This is a genomic window from Sphingobium sp. L-44, assembly GCF_056859495.1.
The window spans coordinates 1-3747 of sequence record NZ_JBSXOQ010000091.1 but is presented as its reverse complement, the minus strand read 5'-3'; the positions used below and the strand labels follow the sequence as shown (position 1 = coordinate 3747).

The following is a 3747-nucleotide window of genomic DNA, read 5'->3' as shown; positions in this document are numbered from 1 at the left end:
CCAGCAGCCGTATAAAGGCTGCACATAAAGGCCGGACACGCGACTGCACTCGATATGGCATGTCAGAACGTCAGAAAATCGCACCGCAACGCGGGAGCCATCCACACGCAACGCTAAGGGAGAACAACCGAGGAACGCTTAGGCGGCGCGGCTGTCCGGCGGAAGATTGAGGGCCTTGCGGCCAGCGGAAGCGGCGGCTCGATCCCAGAGGAAATCGCCGGAAAAGGCAATATGCTCCCAGCCAACCGGCGACGTATGGACAAGCAGATCATCGGGGACCGGGGCCGCTGCCGATCGCAGATGCTGGGCGGCGTCGGCCATGTAGATCGTGTTCCAATAGACGATCGCCGCGATGACTAGGTTGAGGCCTGATGCCCGATATTGTTGAGCTTCATGGCTGCGGTCGATGATGCGGCCCTGGCGGAAGGTGTAGATCGCTTGCGTCAGGGCATGGCGCTGCTCGCTGTTGTTAAGGCCGGCATGGCATCGCCGGCGCAGATCGGGATTTTCAAGCCAGTCCAGCATGAACAGGGTCCGTTCGATCTTGCCGATCTCCTGTAGTGCGACGTCGAGCTGGTTCTGCCGTTCGTAGGCGGCGAGCTTTCGCAGCATGACCGACGGCGCGACGTGGCCAGCCTTGATCGACCCCACGAGGCGCAGCACGTCGTCCCATTGTTCATTGATGATGTCGGTGCGGATACGCTTGCCCAACAACGGGGCGATGGACGGATAGGCCGAAACCGGCGCGATCGGCGCAAGCCGCCTGTCCGGAAAGTCGCGCAGGCGCGGGCAGAAGCGAAATCCCAGCATCGCGCACAGGGCGAAGACATGATCGGTCGCTCCGCCGGTGTCGGTGTAATGCTCGACGATCCTGAGATCGGTGCCATGGCTGATGAGGCCGTCGAGGACATAGGGCGCTTCATGCGTGGCGGCCGAGATCACATTGACGTGGTAGGGCCCGCGCTGATCGGAAACATGGGTGTAGAAGCTGAAGCCATGATCGACGCCATAGCGGGCGTTGATGTCGCCGCCCGATGCGCCGCGCTTCGCGCCCCTGAAGAACTGACCATCGGAACTGGACGTTGTGCCGTCGCCCCATACCCGCGAGAATGGCAGGCGGTGGTGCGCGTTGATGAGGACGGCGAGCGCCGCGCGGTAGCTCTCGTCGCGGATATAGGCGTCATGGGTCCATAGGAGTTGATCGCGCGTGACGCCCTGGCTCGCGGCGGCCATGCGCGACAGGCCGAGATTGGTGGCGTCGGCGAGGATCGTGGCGAGCAGCGCATTTTCATTGGGACATAGCTCGCCGGTGCGCAGGTTGGTGAACGCCGAAAGAAAGCCAGTTTCCTGCGCCACCTCATGTAGCAGTTCGGTGATACGGATGCGTGGCATCATCGCATCGAGCCGGTCGGCCAGGGCTTCGGCGTCGGGCGTTGCGATCGTACGAACGGGGGATATCTGGAGGCGGCCGTCGCGGTATCGCACACCCTCCAGAGCGTCGCGCTTCAGGCTCCGGGCGAATTTCTTCAGCCGCCAGTCCAGTTCGCGGCCCCGCTGTTCGAGCCATTCGCCGGCTGTGGGTGGCAGACCAAGAGCCGACACGATCGGCTTGGCCTTCGGTTCGCTTAGCAGGTAGCTGTCGAACTGGCGGTATCCCGTCGATCGTTCCACCCAGACATCACCGGAGCGCAGCTTGTTGCGCAGATGCGCGATAGTCGCGATTTCCCAGAGCCGCCGATTGATCTTGCCGTCATCGCCCATGACGATTTTCTGCCATTCCTTGCGGAAGGGCATCGGAGCGTCGGCAGGCAGATCGCGCTTGCCCGACCTATTGAGGTCGCGCAGCATCTCGATAGCGGCAATCGTTTTCGCGCTGCCCTTTCCGGCCCTGAACTGTAGCGCTTCAAGCAGATCAGGGGCGAACTTGCGCAACGTCGCATAGCGGTCGGCCGCGACCCTCAGCGGATCAAGATTGGCGGTTTCCGCGATCGTCGCCACTTCCGGTCTGGCCTTCAGGAGGGTGTGCCATCCTACTGAGGCATCCAGGACCTCCATAGGATCTTCGCCAGTATCGACTGCATCGGTGAGCGCGTCGATCGTCCTGCGGAAGATCAGCATCAGCCGGGCCACGTTCTTCGACGTGGCGGCATAGCTGCGCGCCTGGGCGTTCTTCGCGCGGGTGAAGATGCCGCCGATCAGCTTGTCCGCCATCTCCAGGGCGCTGTCCGTCAGCCGTTCTTCAAGATCGAGCAGGAAGGCAACGAGCGTGGCGCGTCGCCGGGAGGGAATATAGCGCTCGATCATATAGGCAGGCGACGCACGGCCTTCCCTGACATATTGCCGAAATCGGTCCGCGTGGATGCGGCCCGCGACGTCGGGGGAAATGCCGATCTTCCGCACCTGCCTCAGACGGTCGAGGATCTGGCGGACGTGATCGGGCTTGGCCGCGACGGGGATGGTCTTAAGCAAGGCGAGATGGCTCATGCCGCCGGCGGCGTCGAAGAGCTGATCGAGGGACTGGACCTGTTCGGCGCTGAGATCGGCGATCAGGGCGTGGGCGGCCTGCTTGCGCGCGCGGGCACGTCCCGCGCTGCTGGCGCGTTCGATGGTGGAGATGGACGGCAGCAAAATCCGGGCCTCGCGCAGGGCGGTGACCACGCCCATCGCAATCGTCATCCCCTTGTCGGTCGCCCATGCCGTTCTCGCGGCCGCCTCGACCATGAAGGGAATATCGGCGCGGGTTGGCCCCCGAAGCCCCAAACGCGCCGCCAGCTCACGGACATGATCCGTCATTGTCTGATCCCGCGCCGCATAGTTGGCCAGCTCGGTTACGTGCAGACCAAGTTGCTCCGCGACGAAAGCGGCGAGATCATGGGGTATTGCTCCCCTGTCCTGTATCAACTGCGCAAGGGTGATGCCCGGGTGCCGCAGGAGCGCGAGTTGCAGCGCCACGCCCAACTGGTTCCGTCGCTCCCGTCGCGCGCCGATGATCTCGATATCGGAAGGCTCGAAGGTATAGAGCCGGGCCAAATGGTCGCGATCGGTCGGGATGGCGAGTATCTGATCGCGTTCGCTCTCGGTCAGGAGTTGATGCTTGCGCTTCGTCATGCCGTTTCCTGTCCACAAAAGGTCATCTGGGCCTATGGACAGCGAGGAGTAAAGAGACATAGTATGTGGACGGATATGGGTGGGGCGCAGCGGCTGCCCTCCATAGCGTCCACAGAACGACCGTTTGGGAGACGTGCGGCATGGGTGATATTCTGGGCTATGCCCGCGTCAGCACCGGCGATCAGGACGTTGCGGGCCAGACCATGCGTCTGGAGAAGGCTGGCGCCATCAAAATCTTCACCGATGTCATTTCAGGTAAGAGCATGGAACGGCCCGGTCTGGCTGAGCTAATCGCCTATGCCCGCAAGGGTGACACGCTGGCGGTGGTCCGCCTCGATCGGCTTGGGCGCTCGCTTGCCGAACTTCTCACCACGGTTGAGACGCTACGCGGTCAGGGCATCGCGCTCCTGAGCCTTGAAGAAAAGATCGACACTTCGTCAGCTGCCGGCGAGCTCATCTTCCATGTGTTTGGGGCCATCGCCCATTTTGAGCGACGGTTGATTTCTGAGCGAACCAGAGATGGTATTGCCGCCGCCCGTGCTAAGGGCAAACAGCCTGGCCGTCAGCCGCTGGACATGTCCAAAGTGGATGCGGCCATCAAGCTGGTCGAAGCTCGTATCTCGCCTACCGAAGCAGCGC

Annotated in this window: 2 protein-coding genes; one reads left to right on the top strand and one right to left on the bottom strand. The window is 62.7% G+C overall.

All coding sequences use genetic code 11. The features are described from left to right. Positions 1-138: 138 nt before the first annotated feature. Positions 139-3108, bottom strand: coding sequence for a Tn3 family transposase (locus AC13EK_RS12710; RefSeq protein ID WP_483022225.1), 2970 nt, complete (start codon positions 3106-3108; stop codon positions 139-141). A 140-nt stretch (positions 3109-3248) separates the two neighbouring features. Between AC13EK_RS12710 and AC13EK_RS12705 the strand changes: the two genes are divergently transcribed. Beyond that, positions 3249-3747, top strand: a 499-nt coding sequence (locus tag AC13EK_RS12705) for a recombinase family protein (protein WP_483022224.1), incomplete at its 3' end; no start/stop codon positions are given.